Source organism: Thermus brockianus (genome assembly GCF_021462505.1).
GTDB classification, from domain to species: Bacteria; Deinococcota; Deinococci; order Deinococcales; family Thermaceae; genus Thermus; species Thermus hydrothermalis.
Window position 1 is genome coordinate 1 of sequence record NZ_JAKEDV010000020.1, and the last position, 1,723, is coordinate 1,723.

Genomic DNA, 1,723 nt, shown 5'->3' on the forward strand with positions numbered 1-1,723 from the left:
CAGGGTGGGGTGGCGGATGGAGGCGTCTTGGCTTGGGGGCATCGTCTAGAGTGCAGGAGGCCGGTATGATGTGCGAAGGCATACCGGCTGCTATGGTTGTAAAGCTGGAGACGATCCACGAGAGGAGCGAGTTATGGTCTACGTTCTAGGGTGGACTTTGAACTATCTCGTGCAGGCCCTTTGGTACTTAGGTGCACGAAATCGTGTGGTTTTTTTCCCTGTTCTGTTTGTTATAGGGGGGATTATTTTTGTGAGATATAGCGGTACGGATACATTTATGTACGAGCTTACTCTCAGATCTGTACTTGAAGGCGATGCATCGGCTTTGATTGAAGGTTGGGAACCGGGATTTGTCTTTTTGGCAAAGCTGCTTCTTTCGCTCACAGGCTCGGAGGTTTTGGCATTACGAGCCATCGGTTTAGTGTTTACCTTATTGCTTCTAGCCTTTGTGCTTAGGGCTGATAAAACCGAGCTGAGGCTTTTTGCGCTCTACATTTTACCCGTGTTTGCTTATCAGTACGGTATGAACGCTGTTAGGGCGGGGTTGGCTTTAGCAACCGTTTTGCTTGCATGGCAGGCAATGAGGCGTGGTAAGATACTTGAAGCTTTGTTAATAACTATGCTTGCTATAACCTTTCACTACTCTATGGTCTTGGTGGCGGCGCTTATTGTGATTTCTGAATTGAAACTCGGGACCCGTAGGTCTATTGTCATAATCTTCGTGCTAGCGCTTACGGCGATTTTTCTTGTGGTCCTTCGCTATGAATATTTTGAGGCCAAGATCAGCTTGTACCGGAGTTATGCGTCCCCTTCTTTGGTGTCCGGCCTTTCCCGCTTAGGTTTGGTGGTATTGCTGTGGCTGTACTTTGCCCTAAGCGGAGTGTCGGCTAAACGGAGCTTCTTTGGGTTCTTGTTAACTGTCGTTCCGTCTGTCAGTTTCCAAGCTTTAGCCTTTTCCTCCTATGCGGGTTTGCGATTGCTAGAATTGATGACGTTTGTATCGCCCTTACTTTTGCTTCGGGACTTTGACAGACACGGTGAGGAGCCGAGGAGCATTTTCTGGTTAGGCGTGTTCGTTGCCGGGCTTGTTGGAGTGTTGGCGACCTACCGCAACTTTCTAACCGACTATGATGGACGAATGACGGGTACGTTGACCCCTTTCTTGCCCTACCGGACTATTTTTGACTACAGACCATGAGCGCAAGAGTAGCCCTTCTGATCCCGGTCTGCTAAGACCAAAAAGGCTTGGAGCTTAGCCTCAGGCACCTTGCCGACAGAGGTTGCTCTGGATGTGGTGGTGGACGACGGCAATAAGCCTCCCATCGTCATGCCAGAGCTACCTCCCCGCACCGAGGTTACTTACTGCGCCTTGAACAGAATCAGGGTATTGAGCACGCCTTGAATCATGGACTTTAGTGGATTCTTGAACGGGGATATGAGTACGTGGCGCCGTGGCGCGCCTGGATGCGGGGGATGTGGCGTTGCCTGGGCAATTTGCAAAGCAACTGGCTTTTTTGGAAGCGAACCCTGAGTATGCTCTAATAGGTGGGCAAGCGCTTTTACCCAAGCTGCTACCCAACCATTCTCTGCACCATGAGGCCGAGATTGTGGGCCAGGACAAAGGAGCACACCGCTATGACGAAGCCTTCCTAGGTCAGGGCACGAATCCGCCTGGGAAAGGAGGCGTGGAGGGCGCTCCCCACCGCTTCCACCACCCGCCGCC

Annotated in this window: 1 protein-coding gene and 1 pseudogene; both read left to right on the forward strand. The window is 51.5% G+C overall.

Annotation, left to right across the window (positions count from 1 at the left end; all coding sequences use genetic code 11):
* Positions 1 to 133 precede the first annotated feature (133 nt).
* Positions 134 to 1,198, forward strand: a complete 1,065-nt coding sequence (locus LXN00_RS12555) for an EpsG family protein (RefSeq protein WP_234508718.1) — start codon at positions 134 to 136, stop codon at positions 1,196 to 1,198.
* 253 nt (positions 1,199 to 1,451) lie between these two features.
* Positions 1,452 to 1,723: pseudogene (locus tag LXN00_RS12560) on the forward strand (hypothetical protein); the annotation flags it as partial.

Coding starts and splice junctions, on each gene's coding strand:
- LXN00_RS12555 (WP_234508718.1), top strand. CDS start 134: ATGGTCTACGTTCTAGGGTGGACTTTGAACTATCTCGTGCAGGCCCTT.